The sequence below is a fragment of the Polaromonas sp. P1_G2 genome (assembly GCF_056405515.1).
Window position 1 is genome coordinate 1 of sequence record NZ_JBFUBY010000145.1, and the last position, 17,332, is coordinate 17,332.

The window sequence follows — 17,332 nt, forward strand, 5'->3', positions numbered from 1 at the left end:
GTCCTGCTGGCCTGGAGTCGCCCGGCATGCGACTCACATTTTTTGCTTCGCCAAAAAAAGTAAGCAAAAAAACGCGACCCGCAGTCTGGGTCCCTACGCTTCGCTTCGGGCAACCTGCGGTGCTCGACTACGGCGGGGTCTCGCGCAAACTCGCCTGCGGCTCAAACAAGCGCGATCCCTGATCCGCCTACGTCTGCGCTCCTCGGCCCAGCCAGGACGGGGYAATCGGGAKCGGGAACMGAAGACARAAATRCAAAGAAGATAAAGAAGACAAATACAAACAAGGACTCGCCGTGGCGAGTCCTTGTGGCTTTCAGTATTTGGATTTGGTATTCATTCCCCACCCCTTGTGGATGCGCCGAGGAGCGCAGGTTCAGGCGGATCAGGGATCGCGTTGTTTGAGCCGAAGGCGAGTTTAGCGAGACCCCGCCTGAACCGAGCACCGCAGGTTGCCCGTAGCGAAGCGAAGGGACGCAGCAACCAGGAGCCAAATCGGCGAAACACCTCCTGCGCAGTCGCCGACAGCAAGAAGCCGGCAAACTCCCCAGCCGCAACGTCCCCACCCCGCGCAGTCAAACCATAAGCAGCACTCACCTGCAAAGCGGCCGGAATCTGCACCACGCTCATGCGGGGCAGTTCCTTCTGCACCGCCACGGCATTGGTGCAATAGGTCAGGAAGAGGTCGGCGCGGCCTTCGCTGATCAGCCACTCATACACACTCCGGCCGGGCGGCGGCGGGGGCGCCTCGGGCGAGCCGGTGAGCTTGAGGGCCTTGGCGTCCAGCGCCGCGTAGGCGCCGGGCCTGAGGGTATCGGCCTTGCGGAACAGCGCCCACGCATAGTCGCCCGAGGGATCCGCCTTTGGCGTGGAAGTGCCTAGCTTGACGGCCGGGTCCAGCATCAGGTCCAGCAGCCTGTCCGGTTCGGCCTTGAGCGCCGGCACGGCCAGCGCGCACAACTGGTTGCGCACGAACAGGGTGGGTTGCGCCCACGTGCTGCCGGCCATGGAATGCAGGCGCTGGGGATGCTGGGTGTCCGCCGATGCGAACACCTGCGCCGGCTCGCCTTTTTCAATGCGTTCGCGCAGCAGGCCGGAGGCGCCAAAGGTCAGCTGGGTCTTGAGGCCCGTGCGTGATTCGTAAACGCGGGCAATCTCCGTAAGCGCCTCGCGCAGGCTTCCCGCAGCGTAAACACGCAGCGGCGCGGCACCCTCAGCAGATGCTGCAGGCGACTGGGCATGCGCCATAGTCAGGCCTCCGGAAAAAACAAGCACAGCAGCAATCCAAGCCAGCAGGCGGCGCGGGACTGGCTTTGCCAGACCGCAGGCGCCGCCCCCTTGAGGGGGGAACAGGCTACACGCAGTGAGCATGGACAGGGGGGAACTCATTTGTTCGCGTTGGGGAAGAACAGCTGTTCGCCGCCAATCTTGTAGCCCGCAATCACCGCCTGGCCCGCAGGCGAAATCACCCAGTCCACAAACTTCTGCGCCTCGACTGCCTTGGTCTGTGGATGCTTCGCAGGGTTCACCACCATCACACCGTACTGGTTGAACAGCCGTGTGTCGCCCTCAACCAGCACGGCCAGGTCGCCGCGGTTCTTGAAGGACAGCCAGGTGCCGCGGTCGGCCAGCACATAGCCGCCGCTGCTGGCCGCGATGTTGAGCGCCGGGCCCATGCCGCAGCCGCAGGCTTTGTAGTTGGCAAAGGCCGGCTTGTCGCCGGGTGTTTCGATGCCGGCGCTTTTCCAGTAGCGCAACTCGGCCGCATGGGTGCCGCTCTTGTCGCCGCGCGAGACGAAGTTGGCATTCGCCGCGCTGAGTTTTTTCAGGGCCTCGACGATGTCCTTGCCCTTGGCTTTTGCCGGGTCGGCCGCAGGGCCTACCAGCACGAAGTCGTTGTACATGACCGGAAAGCGCTTGATCGCAAAGCCTTCGGCCACGACTTTCTCTTCGGCGACCTGGTCGTGCACAAAAAGCACGTCGGCGTCGCCGCGCCGGCCCATGTCGATGGCCTGGCCGGTGCCGACGGCCACCACCTTGATGTCTATGCCCGTGGCCTTCTTGAACTCGGGCAGCAGGTAGGGGAACAGGCCCGACTGCTCGGTCGAGGTGGTGGAGGCCATCACGATGGTGCCGGTTTGCGCCACGGCCAGCGTGGCCGCCATGGCCAGCGGGACCAGAACGAGTGTCCTGAGGGTCTTCAAGGTGATCATGCGAGTTCTCCTTTTAAAAATGCTTCCGCCGCGGCGGGAACGGGTCCGTTGAAAAATTCCGCCACCGGCAGGTCGGCGACAAGGCGCCCCTGCTCCAGGTAAATCACGCGCTGCGCCAGGCGCTTGACCTGGCCCAGGTTATGGCTGCTGAAGATCAGCGTCATGCCGGCATCGGCGAACTCGGCCATGAGGCGTTCCACCTCGCGCTTGGCAGAGGGGTCAAGGCTGGCCGTGGGCTCGTCGAGCAGCAGCACCTGCGGCTTGAGCGCCCAGGCCCGTGCCAGCGCCACGCGCTGCTGCTGGCCGCCGGACAGGGCCTTGGCATTGCGCGTGGCCAGGCCTTCGAGGCCCACGCGCTCCAGCGCGGCCCGCGCGTTCGCCTTGGCATCCGGCCAGCGCACGCCGCCCAGCCACAGGCCCAGGGCCACGTTGTGCAGCACGCTGGCGCGCAACATGTAGGGCCGCTGGAACAGCATGGCCTGGCGCGCCTGCGTGTCGTGTTGCAGGCTGCCGGCCACGGGACGGACCAGGCCGTTGAGGGTCCGCAGCAGGGTGCTTTTGCCGCTGCCGTTGGAGCCCACCAGCGCCAGCCGTTCGCCGGCCTGGATGCGCAGCGTGCAATCGCTGAGCGCCTGCACACGGCCGAAGTGCACGCCGACGCCGTGCAGGTTGAAGACCTGCGTCATACCGGGCCTCCCTGCGCGGCCAGGCTGGCCGGGTCCGGCAGGCGGTCGTCGAACTGTTCGCGCCAGCGCCGCACACAAGCGATCAGGATGTTGAGCAGCAGCACCACGCCCAGCAGCACGATGCCAAGCGCCAGTGCCAGCGGCAGGTCGCCCTTGCTGGTTTCCAGCGCGATCGCGGTGGTCATCACGCGCGTGAAGCCGTCAATGTTGCCGCCCACCACCATCACCGCGCCGACTTCCGAAACGGCGCGGCCGAAGGCGGCGATCAGCACCGTGAGCAAGGCATAACGCTCGTCCCACAGCAGGATCAGGCCGCGCACGAAGCGGCCCGCGCCCAGCGACTGGAACTGCTCGCCGTGGCTGCGGTCGGCGTCCTCGATCGCCTGGCGCACCAGCGCGGTGACCACCGGCAGCACCAGCACGGCCTGCGCCAGCACCATGGCCTTGAAGRAAAACAGYCAGCCCAGAAAGCCCAGCGGCCCGGTGCGCGACAGCAACAGATAGACCACCAGCCCGACCACCACCGAGGGCAGGGCCAAGGCGGTGTTGAGCAGCGCCAGCACCGCGCCACGGCCGCGAAAGCGCGACACGCCCAGCCAGGCGCCCAGCAGCAGGCCGCCGCCGCAGGCGATCACGCAGGCCGACGCGCTCACGGCCAGCGACCGGGCGACGATGCCGGCCAGCACGGGATCAAGCGAGGTGATAAGGGAGAAGGCCGTGGCGGCGCTGTCGGAGAAGGTGTTCATTGGGGAATTTGGAGAGCACTCTAGCCTAGGGCCTAAGTCCTTGATTTACATCAGGAATCATCGCTATGAACGGGTTTGCATAGGTTGCCCGCCGGATCGCGCCCCCACCGCCCGCCCCTCCCGGCCCCGCCGGCCCCTGCACTCATAATCGAGCCACTCTCCGCCCCGCCATGTACAAAGTCGAACTCTCCTACCTGCTGACACCGCAGCGCGGCAAAAGCGCGCTGATACGCAACCCGCTGATGGACCTGCTCCATGCGGTGCGCGAGCAGGGCTCCATCTCCAAGGCTTCCAAGGCGCTGGACTTGTCTTACCGCCACGTGTGGGGCGCGCTCAAGGACTGGGAGCAGACGCTGGGGCGCGAGCTCATCGTCTGGGACAAGGGGCAGCGCGCGCGGCTCACCGAGTTCGGTGAAAAGCTGCTGTGGGCCGAGCGCCAGGCGCAGGCCCGGCTGGCGCCGCAGATCGAAGCCCTGACCAGCGACATCGAGCGCGCGTTTTCCACCGCCTTCGACGACGATGCCCATGTGCTCACGCTGTATGCCAGCCACGATGCGGCGCTGTCCGCCCTGCGCGAACAGGCCGCCCCGCACGGGCTGCACCTGGACATCCGCTTCATGGGCAGCGTGGACGCGATCGCGGCGCTGAACGCCGGGCGCTGCATGATGGCCGGCTTCCACACGCTGGAGCAACCGGGCAGCCATTCCGTCACCGCGCGCAGCTACCGCAACCTGCTCAAGCCCGGCCTGCACAAGCTGATCGGCTTCGCCCACCGCACGCAAGGCCTGATCGTGGCCAAGGGCAACCCGCTCGGCATCACCGGCATCGCCGACCTGGCGCGGCCCGGCCTGCGCTACGTCAACCGCGCCGAAGGCACGGGCACGCGCGTGCTGCTCGACGAACTGCTGGCCAAGGCCGGCGTGGCCGCTTCATCGGTCGCGGGCTACCCGCGCCAGGAGCCTTCGCACACGGCCGTGGCCCAGGCCGTCGCCAGCGACGCGGCCGACGCGGGCCTGGGCATCGAAGCGGCGGCGCGTGAAAAAGGCCTGGGCTTTGTGCCGTTGGCGCAGGAGCGCTACCACCTGGTCTGCCTGAAGTCCGAGCTGCCCACACCGCAGGTGCAGGCGCTGCTCACCGAATTGCAAAGCCGCGACTGGCAGGCCACGCTGGAGGAACTGCCCGGCTACAGCGGCAAGCAGGCCCAGAGCGGCAAGGTGCTGTCCCTGCGCGCCACCCTGCCCTGGTGGACCTTCCGCAAGGAAAAACCCGGCAAGGCCGCCTGAACCACGTAAGCCGTGTCCCCCGCTTTCACAGCGCGCAGGAACGGAAACCGCAGAACAGGTCGTCCCGCCCCGGCAGGGCAAAGCCGCGGTGCTTCGGGTTCTTCATGCGCGCGCGTGTCGCAAATGAAGCGCCGCSCAGCACCTTGTGCGTGCCGAAGCGCGGCTGCGAATAGGCTTGCCAGGGGCCGGGCGCAAAACCCGGATAAGGCCTGAAGCTGCTGCCCATCCACTCCCAGACATTGCCCCAGTGGAAACCGCGCCGCGCCGCCGCGTGCGCGGCCAGTTCCCACTCGACTTCGGCCGGCAGGCGGCGCCCCGCCCAGCGGCACCAGGCATCGGCCTCCCACCAGCTCACATGCATGGCGGGCTGCGTGCCCTGCATGCGGCGCGGCACGCCGAAACGGTTCTGTATCACCGCGCCGCTGGAGATGCCGATCTGGTCCACATAACGCGGGCCGCGCCGGCCCTCGCCCGCCGCCTGGCCCTGCAGCCAGCGCCAGCCGTCCGGGTGCCAGAGCTCCTCGCGGTCGTAGCCGCCGTCGCCGACGAACTCGACATACTGCGCCCAGCTGACGGGCTGGGCGTCGATCTCGAACTCCGGCACGCTGACGGCATGCACCGCCTGTTCATTGTCAAACGCAAAACCCGCGCCACCCACGCCACCATCGCTGCCCATTTGCCACACCGTGGCCGGGACCAGCAGGGGATCGCGCAGCGCCATGGGCGCCGGCGTGAAGGCCTCCTGCAGAGGTTTATCGAGCRCCAGGCCCAGGGTCTGCGCGCCGCGCACCAGCGCTTCGCCGCGCATGTCCTCGAAGAACAGGCACAGGCGATAGAAGTACAACGCGTCGTCTCCGGCCTCGCCGCCCTCCCCGCCCCGGCCGGCAGGCGCGGTTTTTTCGAGCAGGTCCAGCGTCCAGCGCATGGCGTGCGGCACCTGCGCGCCCCACCAGCGGTCCGCGTTCGGTTCTATGGAGGCCAGCCGGGTCTGCGTGGGCGCGCAGCGTGTGCCGAGGACGCGCTGCATGTTGCGGGCAATCCACCACTCCTGGAACCAGCCCACATGGCCGAGCTCCCACAGCGGCGGGTTCACGTTGGCCAGCCGCGGCAGGCTGAAGCCGGCCTCCATCGCATGCTGGTATTGCGCGAACAGGTGCAGGGTGTTGTTGCGCGCATCCATCAGCGCCAGCGACAGCGGGTCACGGCCCGCACCGCGCATCGCGGGCGAGTCCGTCAAGGCGCCGGCCGCGGCCGGTGGCGAAGAGGGTAATGAATTAGGGTTAGCGTCTGAAACCAAGGCTGCCGTCCTCGCGCGCCCGGCGGCGGTGGCCGCCAACAAGGCGCCATCACACCGCGCACGCGTTGAAACCAGAATAGCAGAGACGCGGCCGTCCCGGCGGCTATAAGCCGATAGCGTGCATCACGCATTTCCCCCGGCCGGCGCCTGTCTGTCGCGCCCGCCCCACCGCCGGTCGGCCCGGGTAAACCCATCCGTATTTTCCCCTTCTGATTCGGCAAGGACGCGGATAGACTGCGGCCAGCGCCTCCTGCGACAGGAGGAGGCCCCGCGAAACGCAGCGTTTTACCCAAATCCACGATTCCAACGGTTTCCACGATTTCCACGATTTCCACGATTCGAACTTCAGCCCCCCACTGACCTGACCCCATGCAACTACACGACCTGAATTCAGCGCCCGCCGAACTCGACCTGACCCTGCTGGACCTCGGCCCCCTGGCCTGGGTGCTGGAAGAATTGCGCAAATCGCTGGAAGGCTCCACCAAGGCCCTCAAGCGTTTTATGCGCGAGGCCGAGGCCGGGCGGAACTCCGACATCGGCGCCCTGGACGCGACCCAGTTGCGCACCGCACGCCAGCAGTTGCACCAGGCCGTGGGCGCGCTCGAAATGGTGGGCATGAGCGCCCCGGCGCTGGTGCTGCGCGCCATGGAAACGGCGGTGCAGAAATTCATCCAGTCGCCGGCGCTGTGCACGCCGGACGCCGCGGGCAAGATCGAGCTCGCCGGCTTCTCCATCGTCCACTACCTGGAAAACGTCCTGGCGGGCAAGCCGGGCTCGGCCGTGTCCCTGTTTCCCCAGTACCGCGACATCCAGGGCCTGGTCGGCGCCGACCGCGTCCACCCCGCCGACCTCTGGGTTTTCGAATGGCGCTGGATTGAGCCGGTGCTGGACATCACCGTCCCCGCCTGCGAATACGGCGATGAAACCCGGCAGCTGCTCGACAAGCTGATGCTGACCCTGATCCGCACCGGCGCCCCGGAGGCCGCGCGCAGCCTCAGCGACATCTGCCTGGGTTTCGCCTGGACGCAAACCGGCATCGAGTCCAGGACCTTCTGGAAAATCGCCGCCGGCTTTTTCGAGGCGCTGGCGCAGGGCCTGCTGAACGTCGACCTCTACGTCAAGCGCGCGACCCTGCGCGTGCTGCTGCAATACGTGTGGCTGGCCAAAGGCACCGAGGCCTCGGCCCGGCTCGCCGAAGACCTGCTCTTCCTGTGCTCCCAGGCCAAGGTCCAGCGCGCCGCCGATTCGCCCGTGCTGTCGGCGGTGCGCTCGGCCTACGGCTTGAAACGCTTCAAGCCGGTCGACTATGAATCGCTGCAGTTCGGCCGCTTCGCGCCGGCCCTGATCGCCCAGGCCCGCAAACGCATCGGCTCGGCCAAGGAAACCTGGTCCGCGGCGACCGCGGGCGACCTCGGCAAATTCAAGACACTGACCGACCAGTTCAGCCTGGTCACGGATTCGCTGGTCAAGCTGCACCCGCCCAGCGAATCGCTGGCCCGCGCCATGGGACGCGTGATTGAAAGCACGGTCAGCTCCGGTCAGGCGCCCAGCCCCGAACTGGGGCTCGAATTCGCCACCGCCGTGCTCTTCCTGGAGGCCGTGTTCGACGACTTCGATCCCAACGATCCCCAGCTGTGGGCGCGCACGGCGCGGCTCGCCGAGCGGCTCGAGAGCGCGCGCAAGGGCGGGCAGGCGCAGCCGCTGGAGTCGTGGATGGAGCAGCTCTACCAGCGCGTCAACGACAAGCAGACCATGGGCAGCGTGGTGGGCGAGTTGCACTCGTCCCTCGCCGCGCTCGAAAAATCGCTGGACCAGTTTTTCCGCACGCCCGAGGACACGAAGCTGCTGGCCGTGGTGCCCGGGCAGCTGGCGCAGATGCAAGGCGTGCTCTCCATGCTGGGCCTGGACCAGGCGGCGCTGGCGGTGACGCACATGCGCGAGCTGGTCGAGCGCATGCTCAAGCCCGGCGCCGACGAACAGCAGGCCCAGACGGCCGGCGCCTTCGACCGGCTCGGCAACAACCTGGGCGCGCTGAGCTTCCTGATCGACATGCTCAACTACCAGCCCGCGCTGGCCAAGCGGTTGTTTGTCTACGATGCCGCCAAGGGCGAACTCAAGGCGGACAAAGACCAGTAAGCCGGCTCAAAGACGCCTGCCGCGCGTACCAGACCGTGTACCGCGGTGGGGCGTTGCCCTGGATACCTTGCTGAGGGCCACGTAAGGGGTCATGAGAGTCCTTGGCCGGAAGTGGTTTGGGGTTGAGAGCCGGTCAGCGCTTCAAAGGCTTCCGGCTGGAACCAGTTCTGGTCCACATCGCCGGCTACGCCGGGCACAAGCGTTCCGCCATTGATGGTGCCGTCGCTGTACTGCCAGCACGACCACGCCTGCCAGGGCGCGGGAACGCTGGGCTGCGCCGCGTAGTCGGCCAGCCACAGCGGCCGCGCGCCCAGCGGCTGGCAGCCCGGCAGGGACGCGAGGCTCTGCCAGAACCCGCCGTCGGTGTAAATCATGGTCTGGCGCCCGAACAAGGCGTCGGCGGCGGCGGTGAAATCCAGCACCCACTGCAGCACGGCCTGGGCGCCGCATCCGTCCAGGGTTTCGATGTCCAGCACCGGCGGCAAATCGTTCGGCCCCAGTGCACCCACGGTCGCGAAAAACTGCTGGGCCTGGGTTGGCGCATCGGTGCCCGGGCGCCCGAAGTGGTAGGCGCCGCGCTGCAAACCGGCGGCTGCGGACCCCGCCCAGTTCTCCTTGAAAAAAGGATCCACGACGTAAATCCCCTCGGTGGCTTTGATAAAACAAAAAGCCACATCGCTGCCGGCCACCTGCGGCCAGTTGATGCTGCCCTGGTAGTGGCTGACGTCTATGCCTCTCATCAACATGTTCGCCTCCCTCAGACGACGTTGTTGAGCATGTCGACCTGCGCCTGCTGCAGGCCGTCGATCCTGAGCACCGTCTCCAGCGCAAGGTGGTTGTCCCACACCTCGCCGCAGTTGTATTTCAGCTTCTTTGGAGTGGCCAGGCTGCCGCTGACTTTCTGCTGGAAGGTGGTGGTCACGCCGTCGGTGGCCTGCACGCCCAGCGCCCAGTGGTCCCAGCCGTACCAGCTGCTGGATTTCATGATCATGGTGTAGACGTCCGAGCCTTCGTCGTCGAGCACCGTGTGGCCGTTGAGCTGCGCGGTGATGGTCATCAGGGCCACGCGGCAGGCATCCTGCGCGTCTTCGTCGCCGTCCAGCGCGGCCTGCAGGTTGTCGGCCAGCACCCCGTGAAAGGGCACCGTCTGCGGAAAAATGTCGTCCGTCATGGCGAAGAAATCGGCATTGAGGCCGGTGGGCACGCGCTCGTTGTCGAACACAAAAGCACCCTCGCCGGAGTTGTAGATGGTGGGCGCGGTGTAGGCGTTGTTTGCGCTCTCGTACTCGCCCGTCAGGGCCCAGCCCCAGCAGGCGGAAAAGATGAAGGGCGGCTGGTCCGAGGTCGGCACGATTTCGCCATCGCGCGGATGGTCTTCACCGGCCGGGGCCAGCAGGTTGCGTTGGTCGTCGCTGAGGGTAGGCATGGACTTCTCCGAAAAGGGGTTCGCTGCGAAGGGCAGCCGTCGCATCGCTGAAGAAATTGTCGGCGCGGGTCCGTGCGCTGGCGATTACAGCGCATTACACGCGGCCGGCGCCGCGCCCCGCATTGCTAACACTTTGAGGTTCAAACGCGCTCGCGCAATTTTTCCGGCGAAACGTTTTGACTTAAGGCCCATGCGCCCTGCCGCCGGCCATCGCCATGCAGGCGGAAAGTCCCGATTGAACTGCGTTTCGAATCAGGTCATGCTGTGTGTGAAAGCACGGCTCGCGGGCTCCTCCTGAACACGCCGCCATGTATAGCCGAATCAAGGCAATTAATGCCGAAACGGAGTTGTTCTGTAAATACGGCGCCGCGGCGCTTGACGATGATTGAACGTCTCGCAGATACTGCGCCGACCGATACGGTTTTCCAACACTGGCAGGATGCACAACGCCGCAGAGCGATGGCTCATGCCATGGGCTTGATGCCAAGAAGGGGAGAAGGCAAGTGGCTATTCTGAAAAACCGCGCCACGCAGCGCAAAATCTATCTGCGGGCACACCATGTCTTCGGGCGCGGCCGTTCCGCCGACACCCTGCTTGAAAACCCAGACGCCTCGCAGCTGCACGCGTCGATACGCTGGACCGGCAAGGCCTGGGAACTGCACGACCACAGCCGCAACGGCACCCTGCTCGACGGCGCGCTGCTCTCCAACACCAAGGGCCTTCCGCTGCGCGTCGGCGGCACCCTGGCCTTCGGGCGCGAAGGCGGGGCCGCCTGGCTGGTGGAAGACCTGTCCCCGCCGCGCAACCTGTTGTGGCCGCTGGGACATGACGATCCCTACATTCCCCTGGGCCTGGTGCTTCCTGCTGGCGGCCGAGGTGGCCTCGACCATGGACTGCATGGCCGGCGGCAGGGCCCTCTTGAAGCGGGCGCAGCCGGCGCTGTTCTTCAAAGTCAGCCAGGACGAGGAACACGCATGGCTGGAACTGCACGACGCCGGCCTGCACCTCAACCTCGGTGAACGTTCGCACCACTACGCGCTGCTGATCCTGGCGCGGCTGCGGCTGGCCGATGCGCAGCGCCAGCTCACACCGCACGCGCAGGGCTGGGTCGAACTCGATCGCCTGGCCAAGATGCTGGGCCTGGAGCCCGGCCACCTGAACATCCAGATCTTCCGCATGCGCAAGCAGCTTGCGCTCGCCATGCCGCAGGGCGCGCGCGTGCCCGAACTCATAGAGCGCCGCCGCGGCTCGCTGCGCTTCGGCGGCCTGCGCTTTCGCATCATCCGCGGCGGCGCGCTGGAGGCCGACTTCGACCCACTGGCCGGCGGCCAGAGCCTGCCTGAAGAATCGCTGCTGGCCTGACCCCCGCCCCCGACCATGACGCGGGTGCCCACGCACGGCTTTCCCGTGGGCGTGCCGGGTTACCAGCCGCTGGGCTTGCTGGGGCAAGGCGCATCGGGCCAGGTCTTCAAGGCCAGGCAGCGCAGCACCGGCCAGTTCGTCGCCATCAAGATTCCCCATCCGGCTTCCGCCGACGACCCCGCGGCCAACCGGCGCGTGCAGCAGCGCCTGCACCAGGAGACCCGCGTGCTGGCCATGCTGCAGCATGCGCACGTGGTGCGGCTCATCGACAAAGGCATGGCCGCCGGCGGGCTGCTTTTCGCGGTGCTTGAATTCATCCCCGGCGAAACACTCAGGGATTTCCTGCAGCGCAACGGCGGCCTGCCCCTGCAAGACACGATGGCCCTGATGGCGCAGCTGCTGGACGCCCTGACCTTTTTGCACCAGCACCAGGTCGTGCACCGCGACCTCAAGCCCGAGAACATCATGGTCGTCTCCACCGGCCCGGCGCTGCAGCTCAAGCTGCTCGACTTCGGGCTGGCCAGCCACCAGGGCGAGCCGCGCTTCGAGGCCGGCGCCGAGGGCACACCCGCCTACTGCGCGCCCGAGCAGCTGCGCGGCGAAGCCTGCACGCCGGCGACCGACATCTATGCCTGGGCCCTGGTGTTTCTCGAATGCCTGAGCGGCCGGCCCTGCGTGCAGGGCACGGACGTCGGCGAAGTGCTGCAGCGCCAGCTCAGTGACACAGCCCATGCCCTGCCCGAAGAGCTGACAGGCCACCCGCTGGCGCCGCTGCTGCGGCAGGCCCTGCAAAAAGACCTTCAGCAACGCGCGGCCGACGCGGCCGGCCTCTACCTCGACCTGGTGCAGTGCCTGGCGCAGCTGCACGGCGCGCGCCAGGCGCCCTCCGCACCGCCAGCCCCCGTCGCCGGCGCCAGGCAGCTGACGCTGGACAGCATGGACATCCGGGAGGACACCCACAGTGCCGAGCATGCCCTGGGCATCCTGTGCGTCGCCCTGCGCCTGTACCCCGCGAGGAATTCCTCACTGGCCCTGGCCTACCTGCAGGAGATGCGCGAACAGCAAATGCGCTGGTGCGCCAACGCCGTGCAAGGCGGCCAGGGCGAGAGTGCCGGTGTGCTCGGCGACTGCATGCTGTTTCATTTTGAACAGGGAGACAGCAGCGCGCAGAACCTGCAGCAGGCGGCCGTCGCCGCCATGGACTTATGCACACGCGTGCAACGCAGAAGCCGTTTGCWGGAAGTCCAGCACGGTGTGCGGCTCGAAATCTCGGGCGGCATCCACAGCGTGACGCCGGCCTCGCAACACGACGCCACCAGCCGCAACCAGGGCGCCAACGTCGCGCTGCACCTGAACAGCGTGGCCGCACCGGGCGCTATCGTCGCCAGCCAGCACGCGCGCCGCGAACTCGCGGCGAATATGCAGCTCGAGGAATACCTGGGCACGGCGGCCGCGCGGCATGAGGGGGAGGAGCGGGTGTTCAGGTTGATGGCTGAGTACCGGGCTTGAGCCCGTCTTTGGAGTGCCTCGGCCCCGGTCGCGGAAAACCAGGGCTTGACGAGTCCGCTCAGAAACATCCCGCGCGAATACCCAGCAAGTTCTAGCTCATGGTCACTTGCCGATGACCCAAATTCACCACCGCAGTATTTTTTCCAACAATCAATATCCTGCTGCGGACAATTCGTCAAAGAACTCCCGATTGCCCCACGTATGGTCTGACTTTGAAAAAATTCAGGGAACCCAGCGTGAATTTTCGGCAAGACATCACAGCCGGCTCCATCGCGGCAGCCGCGGCGCACCCCCCGCTTCCCATTGTTCAGATTGAAGTATTGATGCATACATATCTTGTGCAGGCCCAGTCGTGCGCCCGTTCGGGTGATTTCCTGGGTGCTGCAGAACTTTGCAGAAAGGCCATCAAGTACGRCAAGGATGCTTTGTATGCAAGGGGGTTTCTCGCCGACTGCTTGCACAATCAAGGCATTCGCGCAACGCAAATTGCTGACCTCACGACCGCGGAGGAACACTTTCGCGCCGCACTCGAAGTTCAGCCTCGCCACGTGAGTGCCCTGTGCAACCTGGGCTCGGCCTTGTTCATACGTGGTGAACATGCAGAAGCCGCGGAGTTATTTGGCAAGGCCATAAAGATCGAGCCAGAAAATATAGGCGCATTAGAGAACCTGGCCAAACTCCAGGAGTTCGCCCAGGACATGGCCGGCGCCTCAAAAACCTTGAGCAGGCTTGCGCAGGTTTCTCCCGAGAACGCAATGGCCTACCTTCTCCGGCAAGCCCTTTTGATCCAAAAGATTGCCCCAAGCCAAGCCTATATCGCCGAGGCAAGAGCCGATCTGGCAAACAGGTTGCAAGCTCTCGAAGCCGGTAGCGCGGCCATTGCCGACCCGTTACGGTGCCCGTCAACACACTTCCCGCTTTCTTACCATGGCGTCAACAACAAGGATCTGGTTGAGCAAATAGCGCGACTGCATCTCAAAGCAGCGCCCTCACTCGCCTGGGTCGCACCGCATACGCGCTCATGGACAGGCCCTCGTGGTCGTGTCAAGCTGGGATTCGCCTCGGCATTCTTTTACGAACACAGTATCGGGAACGTTTCACGCGGCCTTATTAAACACATAGACCGAAACACGCACGAAGTCTTTGTGATCAGGCTGGGTAGTTCGCCCAGAGACCCAATGGCACAGTTGATTGACAGCTCGGCGGACGCCGTCGTGACGGTTTCGCACGACCTCCAGGCGGCAAGGGAAACCATTGCAGAGCTAGGCCTCGATATCCTGTTTTTCCAGGATATAGGAATGGAGCCCTTGAGTCTCTTGCTGGCTTTCAGTCGCCTGGCGCCAGTGCAACTCACATCGTTCGGCCACCCCGACACGACAGGCATTCCCAATCTGGACTACGTGATCTCTTCCGAAAACTATGAAATTGAAGGTGCACAAGATCATTACTCGGAACGATTGATCCAGCTCCCGGCTGCCGGCACTCTCGCCTACTATTACCGCCCTCCAGCGCCGCCACCCTGCACCAGGCAAGATTTTGGATTCACGGCATCAGACCGTCTTTACGTCTGCCCGCAGACGCTCTACAAAATGCCCCCCGCCATGGATGCCCTGTTCAAGGGCATTCTGGAAAAAGACACCGCTGCAAAAATCGTGGTGGTTGACACGGGGCAAGAGACCATGCGGCCCGCGCTGCAGCGCCGCTGGGCAGCGGCTATGCCGGCGGTAGCCAGTCGAATTATTTTCTTGCGATTTCTGCCGTATGACCGCTTCCTTGGTCTGATCAACTGCGCGGATGTCGCGCTCGATACCTTGCACTTCAATGGACAGAACACCAGCCTGGAGATTTTCGCTATGGGCGTACCTATCGTGACCATGCCCGGCGTGATGCAACGGGAGCGGTACACCTACGGCATGTATTTGGCGATGGAGTTCATGGAGCTGGTCGCAGATTCAGCCGCTCAATACATCGATACTGCCGTGCGGGTCGCCAATGATCCCGGGTTCCGAAGCTACTGCAGTGCGCGCATCAGTGAGTCCAGCGGTGTACTTTTCGAGGATCCCCTGCTTGTACGCAGCTACGAGCAAGCATTCTCGAAAATGATTGATGAACGACTAAAACTCTTCTGCGCAGGGGCATAAATAAACACGCACTCATCTCAAGCCGCTAGGCATTCAATTTACCTGCCCATTTMCAACAATCAATATCCGGGTGCGGACAATTTACCGGAGAACTCTCGACGTCCCAAAGTATGGTCCATGTTGAAAAAATGACAGGGAGGTGAGCATGAACTTGCAGCACTCCGGTCATCTTCAACGATGGATGACACAGGAGTCGGCAATGACAGTGCGATCAGAGTTAAAGGAAAAACCAACAGGTATCAGCATGGCCGTCGTCATGTTGATATTGGTGTCCAGTGGGCTGGTCTGTGTAGCGGTGTTCCAGCACCTCTTGGAGAAAAATGCCCTTTCCGCCTCCCAAGGGGCTCAATGGGTTGAGGAAAAGGGGCCTACATGGCACCTGCAACTGGACGATGTTCCCAAGGAAAAGATATTCATCGGATTCAAGTATGGCGACCGGGTGTATATGGATGCCTCGGAGTTGTGCCAACAGCCAGGGTTCAGGGCACGTGCCGACGAGGATGGAGTTTTTCAAGTCAAGGGGGCGCCGAACACAGGGCTGGTGCTGGAAACTCCAGACATCGCGCTACCCGATGGCTTGGCTCATGAGGTGTGGTGGGTTGTCAGCAGCCATAGCCTGCCTGAGGGGCGTTCTTTTGATGCACCCTACCAGTGGCTCAACGAGGCCCATGCTCCCGCCAACGGCGCATGCTTGTTTTTGGGGCAAAGCACCCAGGCAAAGACTCCCCTAAAACTCAACAAAAGTTACGCCGAGCCTGTAATCGGTTTAACAGGGCGTAATGAGGTCGCCGACATCCGCCTTCAGTCGCACGAGGGCGCGGCCGAGGTGACGCCAAAGAATCGTCTTGAATCACTGCGCAGATTCCCCTGGCTGCTTGCCTGGTTGCATCAGTTCAGCAGCAATGGCGCCAAACAATGCGGGTCTTCGGATGACTTTATGCCCTCAACGCTCGTGTTACCGATGAAGGCCAAGATTTTTCCCAACGGCCAGCAAAGCATGCACTGGCTGGCAGCCACGGGATGTGAGCAGCTTGATCGCTGGTCGCTGGTGATGGCGAATGAAGATGGAACGACCTCATTCATCACCTTGAGTGAGCCTATGGGCTTTTCAAAGTACGGACCCGCCAAGGTATGGACCACCGACATTGACGGCGACGGAATGCCGGAGTTTCTTATCAAGGCGCAGTACTACAAGGGATCAAGGTATGTACTGCTTCGATTGAATGAGAGTGAAGGTGGTGGCTATCACCTATCTGAGATCGCTGCGTCAGCTTATGAAGGGCTCTGACCTTGATGTACAAATTTCCAATAACCTACGGGAAATAATTTAGTGAAATTCAAACAAAGAAATACTCTACTTTTACGCGCGTTTTCTGCCTTAGGTACCGCCATTGCGGTAACCACATTCCACTCAGCACTTAACGCGGCCCCTCAGGCCAATGACAACCCGGTCAACGAACCGAAAGCGATTGTTGAGGCCTTGATCGGACGGGACTTCAGAGACATGCCGCGCTATACAGGGGGTCAGGAGCTCTTTGAATACAAATCTATTTTTGAGTCTTACCCGCCGTACGACATTGAACAGTTGACAGTTCCGGCCGGGAAAACCACCACGCGAGAAGCAACGCCTACGTTTGGAAAATGTACGCAGGAGATGCTGGTCAAAGACATCAAGATCACCAAGGTTGAATATGCGCGAGACCCGACCAGTCCTGTTAGTCAACCAAGCGCGTTGTCTTACGAAGTGTATGTGACGGTTGAGGCGGAAGTACTAGCTTTGCGACTGTTCAATCCCGACAAGATTCCGGTCGACAGGCGTTGCTCATGGCTAGGTCTCGAGGTCAAGAACACACAAACGGGAAAGCGCGAAGCATATCTGGACAACGCGGACGATAGCACCGCCTTGTTGAAAATGATGAAGCAGTTTGGCACGGTGCAAGGTGACTACGTGGTGATCGAACCACATCGCCGGCAGTGGAGTTATGGAATCAATCTATTCCTTCCCAGGAGTGGTGAAGGTCTACGTCGTCACTTCGACCATACCTTGCCCATCGGGGAACGCAAGTATGTAGATGCGATAAAGCCACGATGGTTAATTCAAGATCCGTTTCCAGCCTCAATGCGGCCGTGCAGCAGCGCAAGCAGGCGCAAGCGGAATTCCGTGCCCGGGCCAGCGCCGAACTGGTGGAGGCCATGCGCAAGCATGATGCGGCGCGCCAGGAACTGGTCAAGGCGATCCAGCGCCGCGACTTGCAAACCCTGCACAGCCCGATTGACGGCGTGGTGCAGCAGCTGGCGGTCACGACCGTGGGCGGCGTAGTCACCCAGGCCCAGCCCTTGATGACGATTGTTCCGCGTGATGCGGTGCTGGAAGTCGAAGCACAGGTCATGAACCGCGACATAGGCCACCTCAAAGTCGGTCAGCGCGTGATCAACAAGGTGGAAACCTTTGACTTCACTCGCTTTGGTTATATCGAGGGCACCGTGCAATGGGTGGGGACTGACGCGATCAACGACCCCAAACTCGGACCGGTCT

Annotated in this window: 15 protein-coding genes and 1 pseudogene; 9 read left to right on the plus strand and 7 right to left on the minus strand. The window is 63.7% G+C overall.

Features of this window, described 5'->3' with window-relative positions:
- On the plus strand, nt 1-182 hold a 182-nt coding region (locus AC1D0P_RS15315), incomplete at its 5' end, for a hypothetical protein (RefSeq protein ID WP_477677526.1).
- A gap of 151 nt (nt 183-333) precedes the next feature.
- On the opposite strand, the gene AC1D0P_RS15320 is transcribed toward AC1D0P_RS15315, so the two are convergent.
- From AC1D0P_RS15320 to AC1D0P_RS15335, 4 genes are all read right to left on the minus strand, one after another.
- Nucleotides 334-1,245 (minus strand): molybdate ABC transporter substrate-binding protein, encoded by a 912-nt coding sequence (locus AC1D0P_RS15320; protein WP_477677527.1) that lies wholly within the window; start codon nt 1,243-1,245, stop codon nt 334-336.
- Between the two features lie 137 nt (nt 1,246-1,382).
- Complete coding sequence (locus AC1D0P_RS15325) at nt 1,383-2,210, minus strand: ABC transporter substrate-binding protein (RefSeq protein ID WP_477677528.1); 828 nt, start codon at nt 2,208-2,210, stop codon at nt 1,383-1,385.
- Nucleotides 2,207-2,896 carry an ABC transporter ATP-binding protein gene (locus tag AC1D0P_RS15330; RefSeq protein WP_477677529.1) on the minus strand — a complete coding sequence of 230 codons (690 nt, stop codon included), beginning with the start codon at nt 2,894-2,896 and terminating at the stop codon, nt 2,207-2,209. Before AC1D0P_RS15330 ends, AC1D0P_RS15325 begins: the two co-directional genes overlap by 4 nt.
- Nucleotides 2,893-3,642, minus strand: coding sequence for an ABC transporter permease (locus AC1D0P_RS15335; protein WP_477677530.1), 750 nt, complete (start codon nt 3,640-3,642; stop codon nt 2,893-2,895). The genes AC1D0P_RS15330 and AC1D0P_RS15335 overlap by 4 nt, the downstream gene beginning before the upstream one ends.
- Before the next feature lie 170 nt (nt 3,643-3,812).
- Between AC1D0P_RS15335 and AC1D0P_RS15340 the strand changes: the two genes are divergently transcribed.
- Nucleotides 3,813-4,925, plus strand: a complete 1,113-nt coding sequence (locus AC1D0P_RS15340) for a substrate-binding domain-containing protein (protein ID WP_477677531.1) — start codon at nt 3,813-3,815, stop codon at nt 4,923-4,925.
- A 25-nt stretch (nt 4,926-4,950) separates the two neighbouring features.
- Here AC1D0P_RS15340 and AC1D0P_RS15345 read toward each other — a convergent pair whose 3' ends face one another.
- A complete protein-coding gene (locus AC1D0P_RS15345) occupies nt 4,951-6,144 on the minus strand; it encodes an SUMF1/EgtB/PvdO family nonheme iron enzyme (RefSeq protein WP_477677540.1) in 1,194 nt (397 codons plus the stop codon).
- Between the two features lie 447 nt (nt 6,145-6,591).
- On the opposite strand from AC1D0P_RS15345, the gene AC1D0P_RS15350 reads away from it, so the two are divergent.
- Nucleotides 6,592-8,358: a FimL-related protein gene (locus AC1D0P_RS15350; protein ID WP_477677532.1), complete on the plus strand. Its 1,767-nt coding sequence runs from the start codon at nt 6,592-6,594 to the stop codon at nt 8,356-8,358.
- Nucleotides 8,359-8,447: 89 nt separating this feature from the next.
- Here AC1D0P_RS15350 and AC1D0P_RS15355 read toward each other — a convergent pair whose 3' ends face one another.
- Nucleotides 8,448-9,104 carry a glycoside hydrolase family 25 protein gene (locus AC1D0P_RS15355; RefSeq protein WP_477677533.1) on the minus strand — a complete coding sequence of 219 codons (657 nt, stop codon included), beginning with the start codon at nt 9,102-9,104 and terminating at the stop codon, nt 8,448-8,450.
- A gap of 11 nt (nt 9,105-9,115) precedes the next feature.
- Entirely contained in the window at nt 9,116-9,784 is a 669-nt protein-coding gene (locus AC1D0P_RS15360; RefSeq protein ID WP_477677534.1) for a hypothetical protein, read from the minus strand.
- A gap of 503 nt (nt 9,785-10,287) precedes the next feature.
- On the opposite strand from AC1D0P_RS15360, the pseudogene AC1D0P_RS15365 reads away from it, so the two are divergent.
- The 6 genes and pseudogenes from AC1D0P_RS15365 to AC1D0P_RS15390 form a co-directional block, all read left to right on the plus strand.
- Nucleotides 10,288-10,479: pseudogene (locus tag AC1D0P_RS15365) on the plus strand (FHA domain-containing protein); the annotation flags it as partial.
- Between the two features lie 130 nt (nt 10,480-10,609).
- Nucleotides 10,610-11,146 carry a hypothetical protein gene (locus AC1D0P_RS15370; RefSeq protein WP_477677535.1) on the plus strand — a complete coding sequence of 179 codons (537 nt, stop codon included), beginning with the start codon at nt 10,610-10,612 and terminating at the stop codon, nt 11,144-11,146.
- 15 nt (nt 11,147-11,161) lie between these two features.
- Nucleotides 11,162-12,655 carry a protein kinase domain-containing protein gene (locus tag AC1D0P_RS15375; protein WP_477677536.1) on the plus strand — a complete coding sequence of 498 codons (1,494 nt, stop codon included), beginning with the start codon at nt 11,162-11,164 and terminating at the stop codon, nt 12,653-12,655.
- Nucleotides 12,656-12,891: 236 nt separating this feature from the next.
- A complete protein-coding gene (locus AC1D0P_RS15380; protein ID WP_477677537.1) occupies nt 12,892-14,796 on the plus strand; it encodes an O-linked N-acetylglucosamine transferase, SPINDLY family protein in 1,905 nt (634 codons plus the stop codon).
- A gap of 145 nt (nt 14,797-14,941) precedes the next feature.
- Nucleotides 14,942-16,084, plus strand: a complete 1,143-nt coding sequence (locus AC1D0P_RS15385; RefSeq protein ID WP_477677538.1) for a hypothetical protein — start codon at nt 14,942-14,944, stop codon at nt 16,082-16,084.
- Between the two features lie 800 nt (nt 16,085-16,884).
- On the plus strand, nt 16,885-17,332 hold a 448-nt coding region (locus tag AC1D0P_RS15390; RefSeq protein WP_477677539.1), incomplete at its 3' end, for a beta-barrel domain-containing protein.